The sequence below is a fragment of the Brenneria tiliae genome (assembly GCF_023347575.1).
In the GTDB taxonomy this organism is placed as follows: domain Bacteria; phylum Pseudomonadota; class Gammaproteobacteria; order Enterobacterales; family Enterobacteriaceae; genus Brenneria; species Brenneria corticis.
Window position 1 is genome coordinate 1 of the sequence record NZ_JAKPCB010000073.1, and the last position, 1,310, is coordinate 1,310.

General features: G+C 54.7%; 1 protein-coding gene. It reads left to right on the forward strand.

The features are described from left to right. Nucleotides 1–93: 93 nt before the first annotated feature. Entirely contained in the window at nucleotides 94–1,296 is a 1,203-nt protein-coding gene (locus MFP24_RS00385) for an IS4 family transposase (RefSeq protein ID WP_249228644.1), read from the forward strand. Nucleotides 1,297–1,310: the final 14 nt, after the last annotated feature.

Here is a 1,310-nt window from a genome sequence, read left to right on the forward strand (position 1 = left end):
CCTGAGGAATCCCCACAAATATTAAAGAGGCAGGAACATTCATGGCATTCAACGATCTGATAAATCGCCAAATTCAAAAGGTCGGAGAACACCATGAATGCCTGCTCATTATTACACGACGTTATCGAAAACGCCTGCCCAAACATCCATAAAAAACGCCTGGTCACGTTACAGTTGGCCGTCAAAACCCTCTGTTTCAATCCTCAAGCCTCTCTCTCCGCCCTCGGCCGGGCCTGGCTCTCCCCCGTCGATACCAAGCACTGCATCAAGCGAATGGACCGTCTGCTGGGAAATACCCGGCTCCATGCTGAACGGGTATCGGTCTATCGCGCCGTGCTTCCCCTGCTTATCGCCCGGCAGCAGCGCCCCGTTCTGATTGTGGACTGGAGCCAGATTAACGAAGAGGCCGGCTTCCATATCCTGCGTGCATCCCTGGCTTCCCAGGGACGCGCACTGACGGTTTACGAAGAAGTCCATCCGCAACGTCTCAGTCATAACCGTCGGGTCCATGGCGCCTTTCTCCGGCAACTGAAAGCCATGATGCCGGAAGGTGTGACGCCTATCCTGGTGACCGATGCCGGCTTCAAGAATCCCTGGTTCAGACAGGTAGAGGCGCAGGGATGGTACTGGATGGGGCGGATACGTCATACCACCCTGTTCCGCGCCCATGACCAGGATGGGTGGCGTGCCTGTCGCAGCCTGAACGACTTCGCCAGCGAGACGCCCCAGTCGCTGGGAGACATCACGCTGACCAAAAGCAACCCGATACGTTGTGCGGCGTATCTGTATAAAAAAGCGTTACAGGGGAGAAAAAAAACCACGCAGGGCAAACGGAAATCCCAAAGAAAAAACAGCACGGCCTATGGACAGAGGGAACGGGAGCCGTGGTTCCTGGTAACCAATCTGCCCGGCTTGTCGGCGAAACAAGCGGTAAAGATGTATCGTACTCGGATGCAGATAGAGGAGAGCTTCAGGGACAGTAAAAACCAACGGATAGGGTTGTCGCTGAAAGAATCGCGCAGCAGGAATGAGGAGCGTCTTCAGATACTGCTGTTGATAGTGGCGTTGGCGACGCTGACGCTGTGGCTTATCGGCAGTCTGGCGAGGCAACGTGGGCGGGAAAAGGGCTATCAGGCGAATACGGAAAAAAGAAAGGCGGTGTTATCGACGTTCAACCTGGGGATGCAGGTGTTGAGGAAGGAAGGGATGCCGGAAACAGAGCGCGAGACCTTGCTGGCTCTGATGGCGGCAATCCCTGTTATTATTGAGGAAATTTATCAGGAGGATAGATTTTGAGGGGATCTCTCAGG

Excerpts from the sequence above, each read along its gene's own strand:
- MFP24_RS00385 (WP_249228644.1), top strand. The coding sequence starts at position 94 with ATGAATGCCTGCTCATTATTACACGACGTTATCGAAAACGCCTGCCCA.